This window comes from Shewanella pealeana ATCC 700345 (assembly GCF_000018285.1).
GTDB classification, from domain to species: domain Bacteria; phylum Pseudomonadota; class Gammaproteobacteria; order Enterobacterales; family Shewanellaceae; genus Shewanella; species Shewanella pealeana.
On sequence record NC_009901.1, the window covers coordinates 500,584 to 525,205 of the forward strand.

A 24,622-nucleotide genomic window follows, 5' to 3' on the forward strand; every position below is an offset into this window, starting at 1 on the left:
ATTGTGAGGCCGATTAAAAGTGGATGGGTCCATTCCATTATCCATGTGGTTCAGCGCGAAGCTTTAGCGTAGCTGGCCATGACAGGCGCCATTTTTATTTCACTTTTGTAAAAGTGAAAACAAAGCAGTGGTCTCGAAAGAGATGCGAGAAAGGCCGTTGATAGTGCAGCGGGCTTGCGGGGGGGGGGGGGGGACCAAATTGCTTCAGGCTATTAACGGAGATTTCTATATCTATATAGGGGGGCGCTAAAAAATATCCCAGAGCATTTGAGTGGAAATCAGTATTTGGAAGGTAAGGAGTTTTAGCTTTGGTGACTATAGAGCAAAAAGAGCCACTTTTGTGGCTCATAGATGTTTGTAGGAATAAAATTTAGCTGAGAATTTTTTCTAAGATGGCTTTATTAGCTTCCGGAAATTCAAAGTCAGTTAGTTTTTCGATTTCGACCCATTGTACTGGCTGTCCTTCTAAGCCCTCAGCCTCGCCAGTAAAATGTGTTACCCAGTGGATATCTAAGAAGACTTGTTTGTCACCATAATCATGGTGAATTTCCATCAGAGGCTCGGTGCTAACAACATCTAAGTTAACTTCTTCCTTTAGCTCTCGTATAAGGGCTTGTGAGGTGGTTTCTTGTTTTTCGACCTTACCACCCGGGAATTCCCATTTTCCGCCTTGGTGAAGATGTTCTGGGCGTTTCGCTAACAAAATTCGTTTATGTGGGTCTTGGATCACTCCGACAGCAACATGAATTTGTTTGCTCATCGGTTTTTATCATCTTCGAATGGATTGTTGTCTAGGAAAAAGTCGGCATCATCGTAGCCTAATTGATCTAATAACTCTGGAGCGAATTCAGGTTTAACTGGAATTGCATTTTTCTCAGACGCCCAGTCACCAAGGTCAATAAGCTTACAGCGTTCACTGCAAAAAGGTTTGAACTCAGCTTCAGCATTCCAAGTAACAGGTGTTTGGCAGGTTGGGCATTTTACGGTTAAAGACATAGAGAACCTTGTCAGTTAAGAGGCTGACGCTTGATAGTGTATTAGTAGATTTTAAAGTGTTAGGCGCAGGTTGCCAACTCGAATTCGATAGTTTGATCTGAGTGTTTTTGTTGGTCAAACTTTACAAAGTGAATAGCGTAGCGGTTCCTATTGCCACTAATGGTTGGGTAACAACCTTGCTCTGCGGCGAGCTTGACCCGTATTAGAGATAAAGGCTGCTTACTACAGCCTTGGTAAAAGCCACCACAAGCCTGCTGCAATTGGTACTCAGTTGTCTGCCTTGTTAAGTCCAGTAGCAAAATTACAGGTGAAAGTATACTTGCAAAGTGGCTTACCCAATCTTGATATTCACATTGACGGTCTTCCCAAGGTTTTGCTAGCCAGTAATGTAGTTGCGGTAAGTCAAAGTTACAACTTGCGCCTGGCATATTGAATCTTTGCCGAAGTGCAGACAAGAAGCGATCTTTTTGTAGTTCATGGCCTGGTCGTTGGGAGGCTTGTAATATCTCTCTGCAAGTACTTAACTTTGATATATATCGTTCAACTTGCTCATCATTAATAGAAGGTAGTGATTGCCATTTCGATAAGGCAAACAGTTGTCTATCTAAGTCTTTGAGGATTTCACCACGGTAATCGCAGCGTTCGGTTAGCTCGCATAAAGAGAATAAGGGGTAAAAACAGCGATGTTGGTGATCTTGATCTAGGTTGGCCTGCAGCTGCTGCGCTAAATATTCTAGGCGCAGGTAGCTACGAGTTTTTTCGTTCAAAGGCTGTTCATAGATCAATTCAGTCATGGCGTTATTCAAGAATTACTGGCTAATTTTAAATAAAAGTTATGTAGTGCGAGTACCTTGCACTTTAACGCCGATATCTCTCCTTGATTGTCTATGACATCATCAGCTTTTGACAGTTTCTCGGCTCTAGAAGCCTGACTGCCTATTATATTTTTTACTTGTTCTGCAGTAACCGCATCTCTGCTTATGGTTCTTTGTTGCTGCAGTTTAGGTGAAATATCCACCACAAGTGTTCGATCTACTAACCTATCTAACCCGTTCTCAAATAGCAAGGGCACGACCATAATTACGTAATCTGTTTGAGCATCTTTGCATTGTTGCAGCATAGATTCTCTGATCATTGGGTGTAATAGGTTATTTAACCAGACTCGTTCAGAATCATCAGAAAAAATTTTATCTCTAAGCTTTGAGCGATCTAGGTTGCCGTCTGCTAAAAGTGTGTCAGCACCGAAGTGCTCAACAATTTTAATAAGTCCTGTAGAACCCTTTGCTACAACATCACGGGCGATGATATCGGCATCGACGAGCGAAATGCCGAGTTCAGCAAAGAGATTGGCGACGGTAGTTTTGCCACTTCCTATACCGCCTGTTAGCCCAACTATAAAATCAGCCATAGTTTTTACCTCATAGCCATTATAAAGTGGACAGATACCAGTTGGTAATGCTCTCGCCCCAGATCATGGCTATCCAGCCTGCAGCAGCGATGTAAGGTCCAAATGGAATTGGGTTGCCATGGTTTAATTTCTTGAACACAATAAGTGCTATACCCACTACTGCGCCTACGAGCGATGAAAGTAAGATAACAAGAGGCAGTACTTGCCAGCCGAACCAGGCGCCAAATACGGCTAGTAACTTAAAGTCGCCATAGCCCATACCATCCTTGCCAGTAAGCAGTTTAAACAGCCAGAACACGCACCATAAACTTAGGTAACCGGCTGCGGCGCCAATTAAGGCATCGGATGTTGTTGCAAAGGTGCCGCCTAAGTTAATGATCAGCCCCAGCCATAACAGGGGCAAGGTAATTTGGTCGGGTAATAGCATCTCGTCTAGATCTATGCCTGTTAAGGCGATAAGACAAAAAGTCAGTAAAGCGGTTAGAGCAAACTCTAAAGTTGGGCCAAAATGCCAGGCTAAGAAAGCGACTAAGCCGGCAGTGATAAACTCGACAATAGGGTAGCGAGCCGAAATCGGGTTACTACATGCTGCGCACTTGCCTCTTAGCATCAACCAGCCAAGCATTGGCAGGTTATGAATAGCCTTGATATTGGTTTTACATTTAGGGCAGGCAGAACCGGGAACGACTAGGTTGTATTTTATAGGAAACGCATCAATTGGCGCTTCAAGTTGCTGTTTATTACTATCGAACACCTGCTTTTTGTATTCACTCAGGTAGTGATTACACTCTTGCTGCCATTCACGTTTCATCATCACCGGCATACGGTGGATCACCACGTTTAAAAAGCTACCGATAACAGCAGCAAACACAAAGCTTAACGCGATAAAAAGCCAAGGATTCTGGCTAAAAACAGAAATTAGTTCAGTCATTATTTTTCTTAAATTTGAATTTTATACTGGAATTAACCGCCTACAACTTTACCCATCTGGAAGATGGGTAAGTACATGGCGACAATTAGACCACCAACCACGGTGCCGATAACCACCATCATAATCGGTTCTATCAGACTTGATAAGCCATCTACGGCATCATCCACCTGCATCTCATAAATGTTTGCCACTTTATTGAGCATATTATCGAGTGAGCCCGACTCTTCGCCGATCATCACCATCTGGATCAGCATATCGGGAAACAGTCCCGTGGTGCGCATGGCTACATTCATCTGCATTCCCGACATCACTTCGGTGCGGATTTTAAATATGGCCTTACGATACACTGCGTTACCCGATGCGCCCGCTGCGGACTCTAGGCCATCGATTAAGGGAACACCAGCGGCAAAGGTAGTTGCTAATGTGCGAGCGAAGCGGGCCATGGCACCTTTATGCAGAATGGGGCCAATGGCGGGGATTTTTAAAACAAAGGTGTCAACCTGATCTCTAAAGTGTTGCGAGCCTAGATGCGCTTTCTTAAAGGCAAAGATAGCTAGACCAATAGCAAGTACAAAAAAATACCAAGAGTGTTCAAGCCCCCTTGAAATTTTCAATACGAATTGGGTAAAAGGTGGAAGCTCAGCGCCAAAGCCTTTAAAAATCTCTTCAAACTGCGGCACGACGAACAGTAATAAAAGAGAGGTAACCAAGATAGCAACGATAACAACGGCTGCTGGGTAGAACATCGCCTTCTTAATTTTCGACTTTAGAGCTTCTGATTTTTCTCTATAGGTCGCTATACGATCAAATACGGTATCGAGGGATCCTGAGTGTTCGCCTGCTGCAACAAGATCCACATAGAGATCATCGAAATATTGTCTGTGAGGTCTGAGCGCATCAGATAATGGAATACCAGATTGAATCTCGGCAAGAATAGTTGCTAACAGTTCTCGCATCTTGGCTTTTTCATGACCACGGCCAAGCAGCTCTATTGTGGTGACTAGAGGCACGCCTGCCGCAAGCATGGTCGCTATCTGACGAGTGACCATGGCTATATCCATGGGTTTAATTTTGGCGTCCCCTAGTTTAAACAGGGGAGCAGATTGTTTTTTTACTGACTTAGGGTTTACCCCTTGGCTCTTTAATTGAGCGCGTATTTCTGCGCTAGAGACGCCCCTGAGTTCACCAGAAGTTTTTGTGCCATCTCGATTGGTGCCTTTCCACTCGAAGGTGAGGACTTTTGATTGGTTTTTCGTTTTCTTGGCGCGAGTCTTTTTAGGTTTAATTGTTGCCGTCGCCATAACGTATCCTTTTGATATTTAGGTGCAGTAGTTAAAGTTGGGGATATTAAAAGCTAGTGACGCGGTTTATTTCTGCAATACTGGTGACGCCTTGGATGACTTTTAGCAGGCCTGAATCTCGTAAGTCGCGCATGCCTTGAAGTTTGGCTTGCTTAAGGATTTGCAGTGAATTACCGCCTTCCATAATAGTGCGAGCAATTTCATCCGACATCTTCATTACCTCATAGATACCGACTCGGCCTTTATAACCGCCGGAGCATAGGTCACAACCCACGGGTTTGTGGGGGATAATGCCTGCATCGACTTGTTGCTGGTTAAAGCCGAGCTTTAATAACTCTTCTGCTGGGATCGCTTCAGGCGCTTTACAGGTTGGGCAGAGGCGCCTCGATAGCCGCTGAGCGATAATCAGGTTGACCGAGCTAGCGATGTTGTAACCGGGGACGCCCATGTTGATTAAGCGGGTGAGTGTTTCTGCAGCGGAGTTAGTATGCAAAGTCGAAAGAACCAAGTGCCCGGTTTGCGCCGCTTTAATGGCAATTTCAGCAGTTTCCAAATCTCGAATTTCACCGACCATGACCACATCGGGGTCTTGTCGCAGGAATGAACGTAGCGCTGATGCGAAGGTTAGACCTGCCTTAAGATTGATATGAACCTGGTTGACCCCTTCGAGATTAATCTCAACCGGATCTTCGGCGGTAGAGATATTACGCTCTTCGGTGTTAAGAATATTAAGGCCAGTATAAAGCGATACCGTTTTACCCGAGCCTGTAGGGCCTGTTACCAAGATCATCCCTTGCGGTTTTTGCAGCATCTCTTCATACAGTAATCTTTGGTCATCTTCATAGCCGAGTTTTTCGATGCCAAGCTGAGCGGATGATGAGTCCAAGATACGCATTACAATCTTCTCGCCCCAGATGGTAGGCAAGGTGCTGACACGAAAGTCGATAGATTTGGTGCGCGATAGCTTCATCTTGATACGACCATCTTGCGGCACTCGGCGTTCGGCAATATCAAGTTTTGACATCACCTTTAAGCGGGCAGAGATGCGACCGGAAAGATTTACTGGTGGCTCGGAGACCTCATGTAAAATACCGTCGATGCGAAAACGGATGCGGTAACGCTTTTCATAGGGCTCAAAATGCAGATCTGATGCGCCTTTGCGAATGGCATCGGTGAGGATTTTATTGATATAGATAACGATCGGCGCGTCGTCTTTACCACTGTTTTCTTCCTCATCACGTTTGTCTGTATCTGTAACTTCTATACCTGCCAAGGCTTCTTCGTCTATCGCACTTAAGTCTAGGCCGCTAATATCGTCTTCGAGAATAGAGTCTATAGCTTTACTGAGCTTATCGTCCTCGACTAGAATCGCTTCTGCATGCAAACCGGCACTAAACTGAAAGTCTTCTAAAGCTGCTATGTTTGTAGGGTCGGATGTGGCGATATAGAGACGATTACCGCGCTTAAAAAGTGGCAAGCATTTGTGCTTCTCTATCAGTTTCTTATTGAGGAATTCTTCGGGGATGGAGCCTATCTCGAACTCGTTTAAGTCTAATAGCGGTGTGCCGTATTCTTCGTAGCATAACTCTGCGATTTCACGAGCGCTAATCAAGTTATCCTTTACTAAAGTAGCCACAAGCCCCTGACGGAGCTTGCGACTTTTAGACACGGCTTCACTTAGCTGCTTTTCATTAAGCAAACCTTTGCGAATAAAGAGGGTCGATAACCCTAAGTGAAGGCCGGTTGTTGGCATTGAATATTAGTATACAGCTACTGAATGTAACCTTTTATACTGATGGTGCTACATATAGACCCGCTGCTTTTTCACAAAGCTCTAAATCATCAGCAGTTGCACCAGTTGCTTTGGTCATTACATAAGACACTGACCCCGTAGCAGCAAATGTCGCAGTCAAAATACACTTAGCTTCTGTCCACACTAGAACTGTTTCTGCATCTTGCGCTACATCAGCTGCAAGAGTGGTGAACTTTGCATTAGCATTTACTTCAGCCTTAATTTCATCACAACCGATACCAGTTTGAATACAAGTTGGGATTTTTTGGGCGAAGGTTGAAACGCCTTTCATCGCGCCGCTACCTTGGGCTGAGGTCACATAATCTTTATACGCAGGCAATGCTACTGCTGCTAAGATACCGATAATCGCAACTACGATCATCAATTCAATTAGGGTGAAGCCCTTAGCGTTATTCATGTTTGATTTCATCATGCTTTTCATGTCTATCTCCATTAGAAAGCTGTTATATCAGTAAGCTAGTGCTTCAACCTTGCTTGATGCTCCTGCGCTAGCACGTCGCAATTTCCTATGCTAATGGTCACGACTAGGGAGGAATACTATTACTTAAGAGTATCTACCATAGTGATTTAGTGACGCTTAGCGCGACTTAAGGTATCCGTGTCTATCTTAAAAATAAAAAGTAAATTTAAAGGTCTGCTGTCGTTATTGTTAACTAAATTGCTAACTAACTTTGCTAACTAATATGGTTAGCTAAATTAGCCTACTCATGTTTGATTAATAAATATTCTAATCAATATCGTTAAAACCAAATTTAAAGTTAAAGCCAGAGTTAAATTAAAAGCTATATCAATAACGAGTTAACCAAGCTGGCAATCTCGCCTAAGTGCAAGTTAGTATAAAGTTAACGAAAATGGAATAGTAGTTTGCCATAAAGTGGTCGTTTAATTGCTAATTTTTCTAAAAAATAAGTAATTGTGGGTAGTTTGGTTATAGTGGTTATTTGGCTGTGCTGTAAATATTGACACTTATTGTTGAGGTGTCATTTTTTTGGTGGTGAGTTTTTGCTCTAATATTTTATTGATTGGGCTCTAATGTCAGCAAAAAAAAGGCTAAGCATTTCGCTTAGCCTTTCTTGTTTTAGCCTTTGTCTCGTCCTGAGATAAGTCCCGTCCTGAGATAAGTTGACACTTTGGACTCTTATTTGGGCTAGACAAATGATGCTAATATGGCTTATGTGTTACTTAAGTCTTAACGATAGATCCAGTGCGCGCACATGCTTAGTTAATGCACCTACTGAAATATAATCGACACCTGTTTTTGCGAAGTTGGCGATAGTATCTAAGGTTACGTCGCCAGAGACTTCAAGTTTCACACCTTGTCCTCTCGCCTTATAGCTGTTGTTGAGCTCAACGGCTTCTATCATCATGGTGACATCGAAATTATCTAACATAACAATATCAGACTGCGCGTCGAGGGCCTGCTTTAGCTCATCAATACTCTCAACTTCTACTTCTACTGGTTTGTCTGCATTGAGTTCTCTGGCTGCTTGAATCGCTTTAGCTATGCTGCCGCAGGCCATGATGTGATTTTCTTTGATCAGAAATGCATCGAATAAACCTATGCGATGGTTTTGTCCACCACCACAAGTGACCGCATACTTCTGTGCGGTGCGCAGGCCTGGAATCGTTTTACGGGTATCGAGCAGGCGGGTATGTGTGCCGGCAAGTTTATCCACGTAATGTTTGGTCAGCGTTGCAACACCAGATAGAGTCTGGATGAAGTTCATAGCCGTGCGCTCACCCGTTAGGATGGCTCTTGCTGGCCCTTCTAGCTCACAAAGGAGTTGGTTGGGCAGCACTAAGTCGCCATCATCAACATGCCAATGCAGTGCGACTTCACCACCTAGCTGGTTAAACACTTGTTCAGCCCAGGCTTTTCCACAAAATACACCTTCTTCTCGAGTGATTAAGCTGGCTTGTGCAGTTTTATCCGCTGGAATAAGTAGTGCTGTGATGTCTGTGTCGGCTCTTTGGGCAGAAGTGAGTTTAGAATTGGGATCTTGGTGACCTAAATCTTCATCTAATGCGGCTTTGACTGAGAGACGAATATCATTTTCAAGCATGGTGGCTATCCTTACTGACTTATAACTTATCTATAACTGGGTTATAACTGTTGTATACATGGGGCACGCTTTAATAGAGGTTTTAATCTTAACATAAGTCTTTAGGGGGGGAGCTAGCATTATCATTGCTTATACTCTGTAAATCGCCGTATTTAGAGGGTGATAAATCTCAAAAGCGCGACTATATTCATAGGGTTAAAACTGTTAAAGTGAATAATAATATTTGCTTTAGGATCATTGTTTTGTCGCTGACTTTAGTCGATGGTTGGGTGGCGCAGGCGAGATGCTGCCAGTCACCACATTTTAATGCTAGGCCGCTTCATGAAGTGAGCTTGCTGGTGATCCACAATATTAGCCTGCCAGCAGGCTGTTTCGGTCAGCCTTATATTGATCAGTTATTTCAAGGTTGCCTCGATATTGAAGCCGATACTAGCTTTAAAGATTTACAAGGCTTAGAAGTGTCGGCGCACTTTCTAATAAGGCGCGACGGTGAGTTGGTGCAGTATGTCTCTTGTGATGATAGAGCTTGGCATGCCGGGGTATCTGAGTTTGAGGGCCGTAGCAATTGTAATGACTTTGCCCTTGGTATTGAGCTTGAAGGCACTGATGCTCTCGCTTATTCGGAGGAGCAGTATCTAAGGCTTATTGAGTTAACTAGGAGCCTAATGGTTCATTATCCAGATATAACACTTGCAAGAATTACTGGGCATAGTGATATCGCACCGGGACGCAAAACCGATCCGGGTAATGGCTTTGATTGGCAGCGTTATAAAGCTGCATTGTAAATAGAATGCGAGTTCGGCGGGAGCTAGGGTCGAAATGAGCAGATTAACCATTTAAAGGTGAAAATTATGGCTTTGTTTGCGTTATTAGTCGCAATTTTAGTTGAGAGATTACGACTTTTGCCTAATTCTTGGCAGTTTGATGCCTTGTTATCAAAATATAACAGGTCGCTTATCAGTGAACAGCAGCCATCATTTTTGATAATGACATTAGCGATTCTACTGCCCGCAGTTCTTGTCTATATCTTGTCTTGGCTAGTGTCTGGCGTGTTATGGGGAGCTGTCAGTGTGGCGCTATGGGTGTCGATTGCCGTGCTTTGCTTTAGCCATAATGTACAAAGAACGGCCTTCAAGCGTTATATACAAGCGGCTTGCCGTGGTGACTCACAAGCCTGCTTTAATTATGCCAATGAGTTGGATTCTAGCCTCTGTTTAGAGTCAGTTAATGAGAAGGAACTGGGCGAAAAAGTAGGCCAAAGTGTCGCGTGGATCAATTATCGCTATTACGGTGCGATTGCACTTTATCTTATTATCCTAGGGCCTGTAGGCACAGTGCTTTATTGCACGGTACGTTTTTATAGTGAACAGAGCCGTAAGCATGATTCTGCTCTGCCTTTAGTTGATAACCTACTATTCGTACTTGATTGGATCCCAAGTCGAGTATTTTCATTTGGTTACGTGTTAAGTGGCCATTTCAGACAAGCCATTTCAGCCTGGTTGTCACATGCATTGAATCCTCAATCTTCGGCTCGTGACACGATTACTCAAGTCGCAGTTGCAGCAGAAACATTGCCCGAGTCATCATCGGCACCCATTTGTTTACAGTCGACTATCGCACTGCTGCAGTTGAGCAAGCGTAATTTTATCCTACTGATTACCGTACTTTCGTTGATGACAATATTTGGAGTGGTGAGTTAGTAGGCAGTCAGTCTGTTTTTGAAATAAAATAAAGGCTGTTTTTTAGCCCGTTACACAAGCGTGATTAGACCAAAAACCGTACGGAACATTCACAATGAATGCATCGTACGGTTTCTTTTATCATTATTCATTTACCCAAAAATCTCTCCATGTTTAATTGCTTATAATAATTATTATCAATGCGCAGCTTATTAAAAATTGGCACATTGGTCAGACCCCATTTTGGTGAAAATCAGCTATGCTCACACATCGCGCATAGATTTGATGTAGATCACTAACTGGACATCCAAAGTGTGATTTGATAAAGTGCGCTCAGTCAATTAAATTGGTAAGACCAATTTACAATAGGAGCTGAGGCCCACATGGCTTATAGCAAAATAAACCAGCCAAAAATATCCGATGTCATTATGGGACAGTTGGAGCAGATGATTCTGGAAGGCAGTATTCAACCAGGACAAAAGCTACCACCTGAACGTGAACTGGCATTGCAATTTGAAGTTTCGCGCCCTTCTTTACGTGAAGCGATTCAAAAATTAGAAGCAAAGGGCTTGTTGATGCGTCGTCAAGGCGGCGGAACCTATGTAAAAGAGCAACTCTGGCAAAGTCTTGCCGACCCAATTGTTGAACTCATGCATTCAGATTCAGAAAGTCAGTACGACTTACTGGAGTTTCGTCATGCCACTGAAGGCATGATGGCGTATTTTGCAGCGCTTCGTGGTAACGACGCCGATATGCAAAATATTAAGCGTACGATTCTGGAAGTTGAGTCAGCTAATTTAATTGAAGATCAAGCTAATGCGATTGTGCGTTTTTACCGCGCAGTTGCCGAAGCGTCACACAATGTGGCTATGCTTCACCTTGTATTAAGTTTATCTCCAGTGCTGCATAAAAACGTGGCACAAAACTTAGAGCTTTTAAGCCGACGCGAAGAAGCCTCTACAACGGCTAATGATCACAGACGAGCGCTGCTTGCTGCAATTATTCGCCGCGACCCAGAAGCTGCACGCGAAGCCTCCAATGAACACTTAAGTTACATTGAAGAGGTGATGCTGTCAGTAAGGGAAGAAGACAGCCGATTGCAGCGTAGCCTGCGTCGTTTAAAGAGTGGTGTATAGGCTAACCCTTAAACGAGTTACCCCTGTTGCCAAACAATATTTCAAAATTTAAATACACTAATCACTGCAGTAGTGACTTAGGTATTACGTATAGGAAAGGACTGCAACATGTCTGAACATATGCTAAATGACATCGATCCACTAGAAACTAATGAGTGGTTGTCTGCTCTAGAATCAGTTGTACGCGAAGAAGGCGTTGAGCGCGCTCAATACCTACTTGAGCAAGTACTTGATAAGGCTCGTCTAGACGGTGTCGATATGGCAACGGGGATTACGACCAACTATATCAACACCATTCCTACGAGCCAAGAGCCAGCATATCCTGGTAATACAACTATTGAGCGCCGTATTCGTTCAATTATTCGTTGGAACGCAATCATGATCGTCCTACGTGCATCTAAGAAAGACTTAGATCTCGGTGGTCATATGGCGTCTTACCAATCTGCTGCATCATTTTATGAAATGTGTTTTAACCATTTCTTCCGTGCACCAAACGAAGTAGATGGTGGTGATTTAGTTTACTATCAGGGTCATATATCTCCAGGTATCTACTCGCGCGCATTTCTTGAAGGTCGTTTAACTGCCGATCAGTTAGATAACTTCCGTCAAGAAGTTGATGGTAAAGGTATTCCTTCATACCCACATCCAAAGTTAATGCCTGAGTTCTGGCAGTTCCCGACTGTATCTATGGGTCTAGGCCCAATGTCTGCTATTTACCAAGCCCGTTTCCTTAAGTACCTAGATGGCCGTGGTCTAAAAGATACCTCTGCACAGCGAGTATACGCCTTCTTAGGTGACGGTGAGATGGATGAGCCAGAATCTCGCGGTGCTATCTCTTTCGCATCACGTGAAAAGCTAGATAACCTATGTTTCTTGATTAACTGTAACCTACAGCGTCTTGATGGCCCAGTTATGGGTAACGGTAAGATCATTCAAGAGCTTGAAGGTCTATTTAGAGGCGCTGGCTGGAACGTAGTTAAAGTGATCTGGGGCAATAACTGGGATGCACTGATTGCCAAAGATACTACTGGTAAGCTGCTACAGCTTATGAACGAAACCATTGACGGTGACTACCAGACATTTAAGTCCAAAGATGGCGCTTATGTACGTGAGCACTTCTTTGGTAAGTACCCAGAAACAGCTGCACTTGTATCTGATATGACAGATGCAGAGATCTTCGCGCTTAAGCGCGGTGGTCATGAGCCTTCTAAATTGTTTGCAGCATTTAAAAATGCGCAAGAAACTAAAGGCAAGCCAACAGTTATCTTAGCTAAAACTGTAAAAGGTTATGGCATGGGCGATGCTGCTGAAGGCAAGAACATCGCTCACGGCGTGAAGAAGATGGATATGACCCATGTACTTCAGTTGCGTAACCGTCTTGGTCTTGGCGACTTGCTTAGCGATGAAAAAGTGTCAGAGTTGCCTTACCTAACGCTTGAAGAAGGTTCTGAAGAGTACAAGTATTTGCACGCTCGTCGTGATGCGCTACATGGTTATACACCACAGCGTCTACCTAACTTTACTCAGCCACTTGAACTACCAGTTGTTGAAGAGTTCAGTTCTTTGCTTGTTGAGCAAAAGCGTGAAATCTCAACCACTATGGCATTTGTTCGTACCCTGAACATCCTGCTTAAGAACAAAGGCATTGGTAAGAACATCGTTCCTATTATTGCTGACGAAGCACGTACTTTCGGTATGGAAGGTCTGTTCCGTCAAATTGGTATTTACAACCCGCATGGTCAGGAATACACGCCTGAAGATCGCAGTGTTGTGTCGTACTATAAAGAAGCGACTTCTGGTCAAGTATTGCAGGAAGGTATCAACGAGTTAGGTGCTATGTCTTCATGGGTTGCTGCGGCAACGTCATACAGCACTAACGATCTACCTATGATCCCGTTCTACATCTACTACTCTATGTTTGGTTTCCAACGTGTTGGCGACATGGCATGGATGGCGGGTGATCAGCAAGCACGTGGTTTCCTATTAGGTGCTACTGCTGGTCGTACAACGCTAAACGGTGAAGGTCTGCAGCACGAAGATGGCCACAGCCATGTTCAAGCTAACACGATTCCAAACTGTATCTCTTACGACCCAACATTCGCGTACGAGCTAGCGGTTATCATGCAAGACGGTATCCGTCGTATGTATGGCGAGCAAGAGAACGTGTTCTATTACTTGACGCTAATGAATGAAAACTACGCAATGCCTGCAATGCCAGAAGGCAGCGAAGAAGGTATCCGTAAGGGTATTTATAAGCTTGAGTCGTACAAAGGTAGCAACAAGGTTCAGTTAATGAGCTCTGGTACTATCATGAACGAAGTGCGTAAAGCTGCGCAAATTCTAAGTGAAGAGTACGACGTTGCATCAGATGTTTACTCTGTGACTTCATTCAACGAGCTAACTCGTGAAGGTCAAGATGTTGAGCGTTTCAACATGCTGCACCCAGAAGCAGAGCAAAAGACTGCGTACATTACTCAAGTAATGGGCACTGAACCTGCAATTGCTGCAACCGATTACATGAAGAACTATGCTGAACAAGTTCGTGCATTTATGCCTTCTGAATCATTCAAAGTGCTAGGTACAGACGGTTTTGGTCGTTCAGACAGCCGTGAAAATCTACGTCGTCACTTTGAAGTAAATGCTGGTTACGTTGTAGTAGCTGCACTAAACGAACTCGCAAAACGTGGCGATATTGAAAAGTCAGTGGTTGCAGCAGCAATTACTAAATTCAACATCGACGCTGACAAGACAAACCCGCTATACGCGTAAGAGGCAATACAAAATGACAATCGAAATTAATGTACCAGATATCGGTGCGGATGAGGTTGAAGTAACAGAGATCCTTGTTAGCGTAGGCGACAAGGTTGAAGAAGAGCAATCGCTTATCTCTGTTGAAGGCGATAAAGCTGCGATGGAAGTTCCGGCTTCTGCAGCGGGTATTGTTAAAGAAATTAAAGTAGTAGTAGGTGATAAAGTGTCTACCGATTCATTGATTATGATCTTTGAATCTGAAGGCGCAGCGTCTGCTCCAGCAGCTGTCGAGGCTGCACCTGTTGCGGCTCCTGCTGCACCAGCTGCGGCAGCTGCGGCAGAGCTAAAAGAAGTTCACGTCCCAGATATTGGTGACGACGAAGTTGAAGTGACTGAAATTTTAGTGACTGTTGGCGACAGCATCACTGAAGAGCAATCGCTAATGAGCGTTGAAGGTGACAAAGCTTCTATGGAAGTACCTGCACCATTCGCTGGTGTGCTGAAAGAGATAAAAGTGAACCTTGGTGACAAGGTTTCTACAGGTAGCCTAGTGATGGTATTTGAAGTAGCTGGTTCTGCAGCGGCTCAAGCACCTGCTGCGGCAGCCGTTGCTGCTCAAGTAGCATCTGCGCCATCAGTGCAAGATGTCAACGTACCAGATATTGGCGGTGATGAAGTTGAAGTGACTGAAATCATGGTTAAAGTTGGCGACACTGTTACCGAAGAGCAATCACTTATCAGCGTTGAAGGTGATAAGGCTGCGATGGAAGTGCCTGCACCGTTTGCTGGTAAAGTGTTAGACATTAAAGTGGCTCAAGGCGATAAAGTATCGACAGGCTCTTTGATTATGACTTTTGAAGTTGCAGGTAGCGCACCTGTTGCTGCACCTGCACAAGTTGCAGCGCCAACAGTTGCTCCTACTGCGAGCCAAGCACCAGCAGCGAAAGAAGATTTTGTAGAGAATCATGCATACGCTCATGCTTCACCGGTTATCCGCCGTATGGCACGTGAACTAGGCGTTAACCTAGCTAACGTTAAGGGTACAGGTCGTAAGAACCGTATCATTAAAGAAGATGTTCAAAACTACATCAAAGCGGTGATTAAGCAAGTTGAGTCAGGCGCAGTTAAAACAGCCGCTGCTGGTGGCGAGCTAAACCTACTTGCATGGCCAAAAGTGGACTTCAGCAAGTTTGGTGAAACAGAAGTTAAACCGTTATCACGTATTCAGAAGATTTCTGGTGCTAATCTACACCGTAACTGGGTGAAGATCCCGCATGTTACCCAGTGGGATGACGCAGATATCACTGAACTAGAAGCTTTCCGTAAGGCGCAAAATGCTGCCGAAGCGAAGAAAGACTCTGGCATGAAGATTACGCCGCTTGTGTTCATCATGAAGGCTGTTGCTAAAGCGCTAGAAGCGTTCCCAACCTTTAACTCTTCACTGTCAGAAGACGGCGAAAGCTTAATTTTGAAGAAGTACGTTAACGTAGGTATTGCAGTAGATACACCAAACGGTTTAGTTGTTCCTGTGTTTAAAGACGTGAACAAGAAAGGCATTCATGAGCTTTCTGATGAGCTGAAAGAGATCTCTAAGAAAGCCCGTGGTGGTAAGTTAACTGCTGCAGATATGCAAGGCGGTTGCTTCACTATCTCTAGCTTAGGTGGCATCGGCGGTACGGCATTTACGCCAATCGTTAACGCACCAGAAGTGGCTATTCTTGGTGTGTCTAAGTCAGACATGAAGCCTGTTTGGAATGGTAAAGAGTTTGAGCCGCGCTTAATGTTGCCGCTATCACTGTCTTATGATCATCGAGTGATTGATGGTGCCGATGGTGCGCGCTTTATCACGTACTTGAATAACTGCTTGTCAGACATTCGTACCTTAGTGCTATAAACAAATAGGCTGCTTGATTCAAGCAGCCTATTTTCTAGGTCGCTTATCTGAGTCGCTGACCTAATTCGCTGAATTGGCACTATTAGTAATCATCAGTAAGATTAAGCGTTTCTAGGATTGTGATCAGCATCAAACAAAGGTTAAAATGCGGCCACCTTACAAGATTTGGCCACAGTTTATCGTTGAGTCGGTATTTATCGTTAAGTCGGTGCCACCAACGACATAAAAAGAATAGAGGAAAACATGAGTAACGAAATTAAAACTCAGGTAGTTGTACTAGGCGCTGGCCCTGCTGGCTACTCCGCTGCATTCCGTGCTGCAGATTTAGGTCTAGAGACTGTTATCGTTGAACGTTTCAGCACATTAGGCGGCGTATGTCTTAACGTCGGTTGTATCCCTTCTAAAGCTTTGCTTCATGTTTCTAAAGTGATCGAAGAAGCTAAAGCGGTTTCGAACCACGGTGTTGTTTTTGGTGAGCCACAGATTGATCTTGATAAGCTACGTGAATACAAGCAATCGGTAATTGGCCAGTTAACTAACGGTTTAGGCGGCATGTCTAAGATGCGTAAAGTTAACGTAGTTAACGGTCTTGGTAAGTTCACAGGCCCTAACACGCTAGAAGTACAAGGTGAAGATGGCGTTAAAGTTGTTCATTTTGAACAAGCGATTATTGCTGCGGGTTCGCGCCCAATTCAATTGCCATTTATTCCTCATGAAGATCCACGTGTATGGGATTCAACTGATGCGCTAGAGCTTAAAGAAGTTCCAGGCAAGCTACTTGTTATGGGCGGCGGCATCATCGGCCTAGAAATGGGTACTGTGTACTCTTCACTAGGTAGTGAGATTGACGTAGTTGAGATGTTCGACCAAGTTATCCCTGCTGCTGACAAAGACGTTGTTCGCGTTTACACCAAGAAGATCAAGAAGAAGTTCAACTTGATGCTTGAAACCAAGGTGACAGCCGTTGAAGCCAAAGAAGATGGCATCTACGTGACGATGGAAGGCAAGAAAGCACCTGCTGAGCCTGTTCGTTATGACGCAGTATTGGTTGCTATCGGCCGTGTTCCAAACGGTAAAGGTCTAGACGCAGAGAAAGCAGGCGTTAATGTTGATGAGCGTGGCTTTATCAATGTTGATAAGCAGATGCGTACTAACGTACCAAACATCTACGCTATCGGTGACATCGTTGGTCAACCAATGTTGGCACACAAAGGTGTGCATGAAGGTCACGTTGCTGCAGAAGTGATTTCTGGTCTTAAGCATTACTTCGACCCTAAAGTTATCCCATCAATTGCGTACACAGACCCAGAAGTCGCTTGGGTTGGTCTAACTGAGAAAGAAGCTAAAGAGCAAGGTGTTGCTTACGAAACTGCGACTTTCCCATGGGCTGCAAGTGGCCGTGCAATTGCATCAGATTGTGCTGACGGCATGACTAAGCTTATTTTCGACAAAGAGACTCACCGTGTAATTGGTGGTGCTATTGTTGGTGTTAATGGTGGCGAGCTTCTAGGTGAAATTGGCCTAGCAATTGAAATGGGTTGTGATGCTGAAGATTTAGCGTTAACTATCCATGCTCACCCAACTCTACATGAGTCTGTAGGCCTAGCGGCTGAGATTTATGAAGGTTCAATTACTGATTTGCCAAACCCAAAGGCAAAGAAGAAAAAGTAAGCATTTACTAATGTTTTAAAAGAGCGCTCATTTGAGCGCTTTTTTTATATCTAATAACTCAGAATAGTCGGTTTTAAGTGAACAATAGGTGAATCCATGTTGACTAAGTGCTACATTCTGGTTAATTCGAAAAGCCTCTAAGCAGATGAGAATAATAATCAAAAAAATTTGGCTTAGCTTCATTCTATTATCGTTAACTTGCGCTGTGCCAGCCTTGGCCAGCGGCGTAGTTCAGCGGGTGTTTACAGCAAGCGATGGTCTGATTAATGGCACAGTGTTTGATATAGGTTTCGATGAACATGGTTTTACCTGGTTAGCGACGGGGGAGGGCTTATATCGAGTCAGCAGCAATAAAGTTCGTCGCATCGACAAGGTTGGCTTAAACTCCAAAATCAACGATAGCCTACTTTACCTCTCGGTTCCTCTTAGCAAACAGCACATCCTCGTCAGCGGCAAGTACCAAGCCTATCTTTATGATATTTACGCTAATCGATTTGTCGGCTTTGGCAGTCCTGAATTATTTCCAGAGTACCGTGGTAGCGGCATCGTATCGCAAATACAAGATAGCAACGGTGATCGAATCCTTTTGACCTATGACGGTGAGCTGCTTAGATTTAACTATCAAAGCATGTCACTTAAGCGAATTAAGTTCCTGCCCAATAACCCCGATCACCCTTGGTGGAGAATGTTGTCTCTGTCTGAGAATCGCCTGCTTGTCGGTCAAGAAAAGCATTTAGAGGTTCGTGATCTTAATGGTGTGAGATTAGACGTTTTACCCTGGAAAAAAGAGTGGGGCATGATAAAAAATGTCATCAAGCATTCTAATGGGCGCGTCTGGATCAGTTCGAGTAAGGGGCTATTTGAACTTGACCAACAAAATCTGTCGATACATAAAGTAAAGCAACTCGAGCACTATATCACCAATATAGCCGAAGATAAGCAAGGCTATCTCTGGCTCTCGACTCGAGCAGGATTATTACGATGGTTCCCGGATGCCAAAAAAGGCATGCTCTACGGTAACGAATTAAAACAAAAGTCCAACATAGACTACACCTATGACATTGCTGTCGATAAGACTGGGTTGATTTGGGTCGGCGGTAGCGGTGATGGGGTCGCAATCTTAGCGACCGAAGCAGATTTTATTATTGATAAATATACCAAACTGTCTCCTTACAAGCTTAAAGATGAGGTGATTTGGACCATCTATGCTGGCGCTAACCATATTTGGCTCGGAACCGATGCTGGCTTGATGCTAGTCGATAAGCATACTCAGAAATCCTACGTTATTAACCCCCAAGGGGTGAATCTAAATGACAGCATCTTTAAAATTGATCCGTTAGACAAAGATCATCTGTTGTTGTCGACGACCAATGGTTTATCTGTGGTGAATAGAAATACTTTCCATAGCCAAAGCTTTGCGACTTGGTCTGGAGGCCGCAGTTCACTTGAATATAAAATGGTTTACAACACTTACTTTGATACCGTCATTGAAGGGCGGATCTGGTTTGCAACGAGCAGCGGACTCTTTTATTGGGAAAAGGGATTTCTCGAGCCCAAACTAATCCGCTTAGGTAGTGCTCTCAATAGTAATCTAGCGCTTGAAATAGCTTCGGTTACTCGAGACAGTGATCAGCGATTATGGCTAGGTGGCTCTCGTATTTTTGGCTACTTAGACTCTCAGGATACCTTCCATCCAGTATTCGAACCCTTAAGCTTTGCATCACACGGTGAGTCGAATATTCGATTTATTAAAGAGGTTAACCCTGGGGAGCTTTGGCTTGGTTTGGAGACGCAAGGGTTACTTTCATTCGATGTTCATTCTGGTGCGATTAAAAGTGTGACCGATGGTTGGGACGTTCGTTGTGATGCGGTCTACTTTATCGATAATATTGGTCATTACCGTGTCGTTGGGTGTCCTCGCTCGTTGTTGAGGGAGAATATGCTTGATGGTGAGCTCATAGTGATTTCACCACGGGATGGCTGGTTAAGTGATGAGTTAAATGAAGGGGCTTATTTTGTCTCTGAAGAGGGCCTATATTTAGGTACCCCAGATGGAGCCATGTTAGTCGATGTCGATTTATTAGAAAATAGAATCTCAGATGATTCCATGATGCTTGAATCGATAGAGATCTACTTTGAAGATCGCACTGAACTGAATTTGATGCCGAAAAATGACTATCATATTTTACCCGGCGCCCAGCTAATCAGTTTTCAATTAGCTCGCCATGACTACCTCAACCAGACACCTATGCAGATTAAGTATCGTTTACGTAGAGGCGGGCTAGATGATCAGGCAAACTATATTTTTCTCGATGGAAAATCTCAACTCAATATCTCCGGTTTAGCGTCCGGCTCCTATGTGCTGGATATTCTTAGCATGAACAATGAAGTTTGGTCTGAGAAGCCATTCTCATACCGTTTTTACGTCGAGAAGTATTGGTGGCAGACTTCTTGGTTTAAAGGCGGTATTTTGCTTTGTCTATTGCTAACAGGACTGGGCATTATTTTTTACCGACAGCGCCAAGTCATGGCATTTAAAGGGGTTAATTCGGCGCTAATCGACAGTGAGAATCGGCTCAAGCAAGCACTAAAAGGCAGTAACTCAGAGCTATGGGAGTGGCAGCGTGAGAGCGACCTATTTCGTCTAGAAAATACGGGCGGAGTATTAGCTGCTGGACAGTCACAAGTATACTTTAGGTTAGATCAGTTCCCCATCCACAAAGAAGATGTCGGCGAAGTCATGGCTGCATGGGAAGATATGTTGCAGGAGCGCACCGACCGATTTGAAGTCGAGTATCGATACTGGCGCACCAATGGCACTATGGGCTGGGTTCGTGTGTCGGGCCGACCAGTTGAAAGGAGTGATGTTTCTGGGTCTATCGAGCGGATTGCTGGGATTTATAGTGATATCACCGAGCAGCGAAAACTAAAAGATGATGTTTATCTGTTAGCACAAGCATTTGAAAATACATCAGAAGCCGTGCTTATTTTTGATAGCGACGAGACGATTCAAGTGAGTAATAAGGCCGCTCAGAATATTATTGGATTAGATTCTGAAAGCTTGATTGGCTTGTCTTTTTCACAGGTTCTACAGGGGGAAGAGAAAAGTGCCAGTATAGCTAACCTACTGCAGCAGGGATTGAGCTGGGCTGGAGAGTGTTTTGTTGATGCGGGTGGTTGCCAAAGGTGTGCGGTTTGGCTGAATGTCTCCTCTATTTTGAATTCAAGCGGTAATGCTAGCCGTTATGTGGTGGTTTTTTCCGATATAACTGAGCGTAAACGTACGGAGGCTGAACTGCGCCGCTTAGCCAATTTCGATATATTAACGGGCTTACCTAACCGCTCCTTGTTCTCTAGCAAACTCGCTCAGTCGGTGTATCAAGCAGAAAAAGAGGGCGGGAACTTAGCCCTGCTCTTTTTGGATTTAGACAGGTTCAAACATGTGAACGACTCATATGGCCATAGTATGGGAGATGCTCTGTTAGTCGAAGCTTCTAATCGTTTACAGTCTCTGGTTGCTGATGAAAATGTCTTGTGCCGTTTTGGTGGTGATGAGTTTGTTATTTTGCTGCGTGATACTCCTACAATTGATACCGTGAATTATTTATGTGAGCAGTTACTGGCGAGTATAGAGAAGCCTTTTGTGCTCTACGGGCGGGAGTTCTTTATCTCAACTAGTATCGGTGTGAGTCTATGGCCGGAAGATGCGAAACAGCCAGAGGTGTTGATTAAAAATGCCGACTTAGCCATGTATCACGCTAAGGAAGAGGGCAAGGGCCATTTCAAATATTATTCCGAAGAGCGCAATGCTGAAGCGCTTTATCATTTAGCATTAGAAGCCGATCTACGTAAGGCGATAGAGCGAAACGAGCTCGAGTTACACTTTCAACCTCAAATAGATATTTTGCAAAATGATAAACTCGTCGGTGTAGAAGCGCTATTGCGCTGGAACCATCCTAAAGAGGGTTTTATTCGCACTGATATCTTTATTAAGGTGGCGGAGGCGTGTGGTCTGATTGTTGAAATCGATCGCTGGGTCATGGGTGAGGCTTGTCGACGTGGTGCGATTTGGTCTCAGAAATTAGCAGAACCGATTAAGGTTTCGGTCAACATCTCTGCACTGCACTTTCGCCTCCCAGACTTTATTAGCGGTGTTCAGCAGATCATGGCTGAGACGGAGATGCCACACTCAGCACTCTCATTAGAGATCACTGAAGGGGTGTTGATGAAAGAGCTTGAGGTGGCCAAGCAACATCTGAAAGCGCTTAAAGAACTAGGGATAGATGTGGCGATCGATGATTTCGGTACCGGTTACTCGTCACTGGCTTATTTAAGACATTTTGAGGTCAACACCCTTAAAATTGATCGCTCTTTCCTTATCGATATCGCAACCAATAAGGCCGATCAAGCGATAGCGAGCAGTATCATCGAGCTGGCAAGAAACTTGAAGTTAGATGTTGTTGCCGAGGGGGTAGAAACCCATGAGCAGCTTGAGCATGTTTTCAGTCGAGGTTGCTATGTTATCCAAGGGTACTACTTTGCCAAACCTATGCCACTGGCAGAGATTGAAACTTATATGGGCTTAAATCAGAACTTAAATAACAGCTTAACCTTAGAGGCTTAGCCTCAAAGTAGACTATTGACCGCGCTATTTCTTGCGCATCGTCACTAAATAAAATACGTTAAGACATTAGTAGAAGAGTTAAATAAGTCATTATGATTAATAGAATTATTATTCTTTGTCTAGCACTGGCTAGTTCGCAAGTTTCGTTCGCAGAAGAGCGGCCTAAAATCGGCTTAGTCTTGAGTGGTGGCGGTGCCAAAGGTGCGGCCCATATCGGCGTGCTTAAGGTGCTGGAAGAGAAAAACATCCCCATCGACTATATTGCTGGAACCAGTATCGGTGCCTATGTGGGCGGCATGTACGCATTAGGCTATAGTGCGGCAGAGATTGAAGCCATCATGATGAAGACCGATTGGAGTAAAGGTTATTCAGACACCATCCCTAGGGAGTCATTAAGCTACCGAGACAAAGAGACCCGCGATCAGTTTAATATTCCGATAAATATTGGCTATAGCGACGAGCAAGTTAAAACGCCAGCTGGCTTGTTACGCGGGCAAACTATGTCGCAGCTGCTACGTAGTTCAACGGATTTGGTGCATCAGTTCGGTGATTTTGATGATCTTTCTATTCCATATCGAGCTGTAGCAACAGACTTAGTGACCAGTGAACCTGTGGTGCTGAGTTCAGGTAGTGTGGTTGCTGCAATGCAGGCCTCAGCGTCAGTGCCTGGCGCCCTGCAACCGGCAGTTATCGATGGCAAGTTGCTGGTGGACGGCGGGATTGCCAACAATATGCCTGTCGATGTAGTTAAGGCGATGGGGGCCGACATTGTTATCGCGGTCGATATCGGTTCCCCCTTGGTGAGTAAAGATGAGCTTAATAGCACTATAGCGGTGTTGAATCAATTATCTACAATTCTTACCAATGCTAGCTCCGAGAGGCAGAAAGCCCTACTCAGTGATCATGATATCTTGATCCGTCCTAACATTGGCGAGTTAAGCACCACAGATTTTAGCATTATGCCTATCGCGTTGCCGCTAGGAGAAATTGCGGCACGAGAGCAGAGCGATAAACTTGAGCAATACAGTGATGGTAGCGAAGATTACAAACAGTATTTGGCTCACAAAAGAAATAAGAGTAAGCAATGGCTAGCAGAGATAGATAGGCCGTTGATCAAAGTGATTTACAACAATGACTCAAAGGTTAGTGAGAAATTATTAGCGGACAATCTTGATCTGGATGTTGGTGACCATGTCACAGTCGAAGACTTAGAGGCTGGCCTAGATAGAATTTATGCATTGGATAAGTTTGAACGTGTCGATGCAGAGTTTACCGATACCGATGAGGGACGAGTATTAACCGTTACTACCAAGGCTAAGTCCTGGGGGCCGAATTACTTTCAGCTGGGCTTTAGTTGGGAAGATGATTTTAGCCTAGACTCTGTCATCTCTCTCGATATGGCTTATACCATGACTGAGCTTACCGAGAATGGGGGAGAGTGGCGTAATGAGTTGTCACTCGGTTTTGATAAACTATTAGCATCTGAGTTTTATCAGCCGTTAGCAAAAGATCAGTCCTATTTCAGCCGTGCTAGGGTCGAGTATGAACTTAAAGATTGGAGCTTCTTTGAAAATAATAACCGGGTGTTAGAGCTGAAACAAACGGCATACCGTACCGAAGTCGGTATCGGTGCTAACTACACCCAAAACGGCATGGTCGAAATCGGTATGCTGGGGGAAAGAGGCGATCTTGAGAACGATGTTTGGGGATTGGGCAAGGTGGATTACACCGGTTATGGAGGCTACTTCAAGTTTGCCTATGATGACCTAAATAGCATCAACTTCCCGACTTCGGGTAATCGATTTACCTTTAATGTGTATATGAGAAAAGAGAGTTATGATTTAGATGGTGTCGGAGATACTTCTGATTTCTCAATGCAGTATGAAGCCGATTGGCGCGGAGCCGTTGGTGTGGGTAATCATGCCTTTGTGGGTATAGCCTCGCTGGCAACCGTTGATAAAGACGGCGCGTTTACCGTTAACGTCTCTGAGCTTGGTGGATTCTTAAATCTTTCTGGTTATCATAAAAATGCGCTTTATGGTTCCCATAAAATATTTGGTGCCTTTGTCTATCAGTATGACTTAGGTCGTGATGTACTGGGAATGACCGAATATCCGCTCTATTTAGGCACCAGTATTGAGGCGGGTAATGTGTGGAATCAAAAAGACAATGTGTCACTCGATGACTTAATCTATGCGGGAAGCTTGTACTTAGGTATTGATACCAGCGTTGGCCCCGCAGCGTTTGGTTTTGGTGCATCCGACGATGGTGAGAAAACCGTATTCCTGTTTATTGGTAAGAACTGGTAGAGCTTAGGTGAGTGCGGTTATGTAATGCTGATGCTTTGACCAAAGA

General features: G+C 44.3%; 17 protein-coding genes. 8 read left to right on the forward strand and 9 right to left on the reverse strand.

Annotation, left to right across the window (positions count from 1 at the left end; translation table 11 throughout):
- Nucleotides 1-370 precede the first annotated feature (370 nt).
- The 9 genes from mutT to nadC all read right to left on the reverse strand — a co-directional run bounded on the left by mutT (nt 371) and on the right by nadC (nt 8,512).
- Nucleotides 371-760 carry an 8-oxo-dGTP diphosphatase MutT gene (gene mutT, locus SPEA_RS02195; RefSeq protein ID WP_012153673.1) on the reverse strand — a complete coding sequence of 130 codons (390 nt, stop codon included), beginning with the start codon at nt 758-760 and terminating at the stop codon, nt 371-373.
- Nucleotides 757-996, reverse strand: a complete 240-nt coding sequence (gene yacG, locus SPEA_RS02200; protein ID WP_012153674.1) for a DNA gyrase inhibitor YacG — start codon at nt 994-996, stop codon at nt 757-759. Before yacG ends, mutT begins: the two co-directional genes overlap by 4 nt.
- A 59-nt stretch (nt 997-1,055) precedes the next feature.
- Nucleotides 1,056-1,790 carry a cell division protein ZapD gene (gene zapD, locus SPEA_RS02205; protein WP_012153675.1) on the reverse strand — a complete coding sequence of 245 codons (735 nt, stop codon included), beginning with the start codon at nt 1,788-1,790 and terminating at the stop codon, nt 1,056-1,058.
- 8 nt (nt 1,791-1,798) lie between these two features.
- Nucleotides 1,799-2,404, reverse strand: coding sequence for a dephospho-CoA kinase (gene coaE / locus SPEA_RS02210; RefSeq protein ID WP_012153676.1), 606 nt, complete (start codon nt 2,402-2,404; stop codon nt 1,799-1,801).
- 19 nt (nt 2,405-2,423) lie between these two features.
- Entirely contained in the window at nt 2,424-3,335 is a 912-nt protein-coding gene (locus SPEA_RS02215; protein WP_012153677.1) for a prepilin peptidase, read from the reverse strand.
- Between the two features lie 32 nt (nt 3,336-3,367).
- The gene (locus SPEA_RS02220; protein ID WP_012153678.1) at nt 3,368-4,636 is read right to left on the reverse strand and encodes a type II secretion system F family protein; all 1,269 of its coding nucleotides are present in this window, start codon (nt 4,634-4,636) and stop codon (nt 3,368-3,370) included.
- A 46-nt stretch (nt 4,637-4,682) separates the two neighbouring features.
- A complete protein-coding gene (gene pilB, locus SPEA_RS02225; RefSeq protein WP_012153679.1) occupies nt 4,683-6,389 on the reverse strand; it encodes a type IV-A pilus assembly ATPase PilB in 1,707 nt (568 codons plus the stop codon).
- Between the two features lie 34 nt (nt 6,390-6,423).
- The gene (locus tag SPEA_RS23470) at nt 6,424-6,870 is read right to left on the reverse strand and encodes a prepilin-type N-terminal cleavage/methylation domain-containing protein (protein ID WP_012153680.1); all 447 of its coding nucleotides are present in this window, start codon (nt 6,868-6,870) and stop codon (nt 6,424-6,426) included.
- 757 nt (nt 6,871-7,627) lie between these two features.
- Nucleotides 7,628-8,512: a carboxylating nicotinate-nucleotide diphosphorylase gene (nadC, locus tag SPEA_RS02235; RefSeq protein ID WP_012153681.1), complete on the reverse strand. Its 885-nt coding sequence runs from the start codon at nt 8,510-8,512 to the stop codon at nt 7,628-7,630.
- A gap of 242 nt (nt 8,513-8,754) precedes the next feature.
- Between nadC and ampD the strand changes: the two genes are divergently transcribed.
- From ampD to SPEA_RS02275, 8 genes are all read left to right on the forward strand, one after another.
- A complete protein-coding gene (ampD, locus tag SPEA_RS02240) occupies nt 8,755-9,297 on the forward strand; it encodes a 1,6-anhydro-N-acetylmuramyl-L-alanine amidase AmpD (RefSeq protein WP_012153682.1) in 543 nt (180 codons plus the stop codon).
- 66 nt (nt 9,298-9,363) lie between these two features.
- A complete protein-coding gene (ampE, locus tag SPEA_RS02245) occupies nt 9,364-10,212 on the forward strand; it encodes a beta-lactamase regulator AmpE (RefSeq protein ID WP_012153683.1) in 849 nt (282 codons plus the stop codon).
- 362 nt (nt 10,213-10,574) lie between these two features.
- On the forward strand, nt 10,575-11,327 hold the full coding sequence (pdhR, locus tag SPEA_RS02250) for a pyruvate dehydrogenase complex transcriptional repressor PdhR (protein WP_012153684.1): 753 nt from the start codon (nt 10,575-10,577) through the stop codon (nt 11,325-11,327).
- 108 nt (nt 11,328-11,435) lie between these two features.
- Entirely contained in the window at nt 11,436-14,096 is a 2,661-nt protein-coding gene (aceE, locus tag SPEA_RS02255) for a pyruvate dehydrogenase (acetyl-transferring), homodimeric type (protein WP_012153685.1), read from the forward strand.
- Nucleotides 14,097-14,109: 13 nt separating this feature from the next.
- Nucleotides 14,110-15,972 carry a pyruvate dehydrogenase complex dihydrolipoyllysine-residue acetyltransferase gene (gene aceF, locus SPEA_RS02260; RefSeq protein ID WP_012153686.1) on the forward strand — a complete coding sequence of 621 codons (1,863 nt, stop codon included), beginning with the start codon at nt 14,110-14,112 and terminating at the stop codon, nt 15,970-15,972.
- Between the two features lie 243 nt (nt 15,973-16,215).
- Nucleotides 16,216-17,643, forward strand: coding sequence for a dihydrolipoyl dehydrogenase (gene lpdA / locus SPEA_RS02265; RefSeq protein ID WP_012153687.1), 1,428 nt, complete (start codon nt 16,216-16,218; stop codon nt 17,641-17,643).
- Nucleotides 17,644-17,788: 145 nt separating this feature from the next.
- Nucleotides 17,789-22,267, forward strand: coding sequence for an EAL domain-containing protein (locus SPEA_RS02270; RefSeq protein WP_012153688.1), 4,479 nt, complete (start codon nt 17,789-17,791; stop codon nt 22,265-22,267).
- A 92-nt stretch (nt 22,268-22,359) separates the two neighbouring features.
- Nucleotides 22,360-24,576 carry a patatin-like phospholipase family protein gene (locus tag SPEA_RS02275; protein ID WP_012153689.1) on the forward strand — a complete coding sequence of 739 codons (2,217 nt, stop codon included), beginning with the start codon at nt 22,360-22,362 and terminating at the stop codon, nt 24,574-24,576.
- The last annotated feature ends 46 nt before the right edge of the window (nt 24,577-24,622 follow it).

What these genes read in the sequence shown, in the direction of transcription:
- SPEA_RS02220 (WP_012153678.1), bottom strand. Translation starts at nt 4,636, where the DNA reads ATGGCGACGGCAACAATTAAACCTAAAAAGACTCGCGCCAAGAAAACG.
- pdhR (WP_012153684.1), top strand. Translation starts at nt 10,575, where the DNA reads ATGGCTTATAGCAAAATAAACCAGCCAAAAATATCCGATGTCATTATG.
- zapD (WP_012153675.1), bottom strand. Translation starts at nt 1,790, where the DNA reads ATGACTGAATTGATCTATGAACAGCCTTTGAACGAAAAAACTCGTAGC.
- mutT (WP_012153673.1), bottom strand. Translation starts at nt 760, where the DNA reads ATGAGCAAACAAATTCATGTTGCTGTCGGAGTGATCCAAGACCCACAT.
- nadC (WP_012153681.1), bottom strand. Translation starts at nt 8,512, where the DNA reads ATGCTTGAAAATGATATTCGTCTCTCAGTCAAAGCCGCATTAGATGAA.
- SPEA_RS02270 (WP_012153688.1), top strand. Translation starts at nt 17,789, where the DNA reads ATGAGAATAATAATCAAAAAAATTTGGCTTAGCTTCATTCTATTATCG.
- SPEA_RS02275 (WP_012153689.1), top strand. Translation starts at nt 22,360, where the DNA reads ATGATTAATAGAATTATTATTCTTTGTCTAGCACTGGCTAGTTCGCAA.
- aceE (WP_012153685.1), top strand. Translation starts at nt 11,436, where the DNA reads ATGTCTGAACATATGCTAAATGACATCGATCCACTAGAAACTAATGAG.
- ampE (WP_012153683.1), top strand. Translation starts at nt 9,364, where the DNA reads ATGGCTTTGTTTGCGTTATTAGTCGCAATTTTAGTTGAGAGATTACGA.
- lpdA (WP_012153687.1), top strand. Translation starts at nt 16,216, where the DNA reads ATGAGTAACGAAATTAAAACTCAGGTAGTTGTACTAGGCGCTGGCCCT.
- SPEA_RS02215 (WP_012153677.1), bottom strand. Translation starts at nt 3,335, where the DNA reads ATGACTGAACTAATTTCTGTTTTTAGCCAGAATCCTTGGCTTTTTATC.
- SPEA_RS23470 (WP_012153680.1), bottom strand. Translation starts at nt 6,870, where the DNA reads ATGAAAAGCATGATGAAATCAAACATGAATAACGCTAAGGGCTTCACC.
- coaE (WP_012153676.1), bottom strand. Translation starts at nt 2,404, where the DNA reads ATGGCTGATTTTATAGTTGGGCTAACAGGCGGTATAGGAAGTGGCAAA.
- aceF (WP_012153686.1), top strand. Translation starts at nt 14,110, where the DNA reads ATGACAATCGAAATTAATGTACCAGATATCGGTGCGGATGAGGTTGAA.
- pilB (WP_012153679.1), bottom strand. Translation starts at nt 6,389, where the DNA reads ATGCCAACAACCGGCCTTCACTTAGGGTTATCGACCCTCTTTATTCGC.
- yacG (WP_012153674.1), bottom strand. Translation starts at nt 996, where the DNA reads ATGTCTTTAACCGTAAAATGCCCAACCTGCCAAACACCTGTTACTTGG.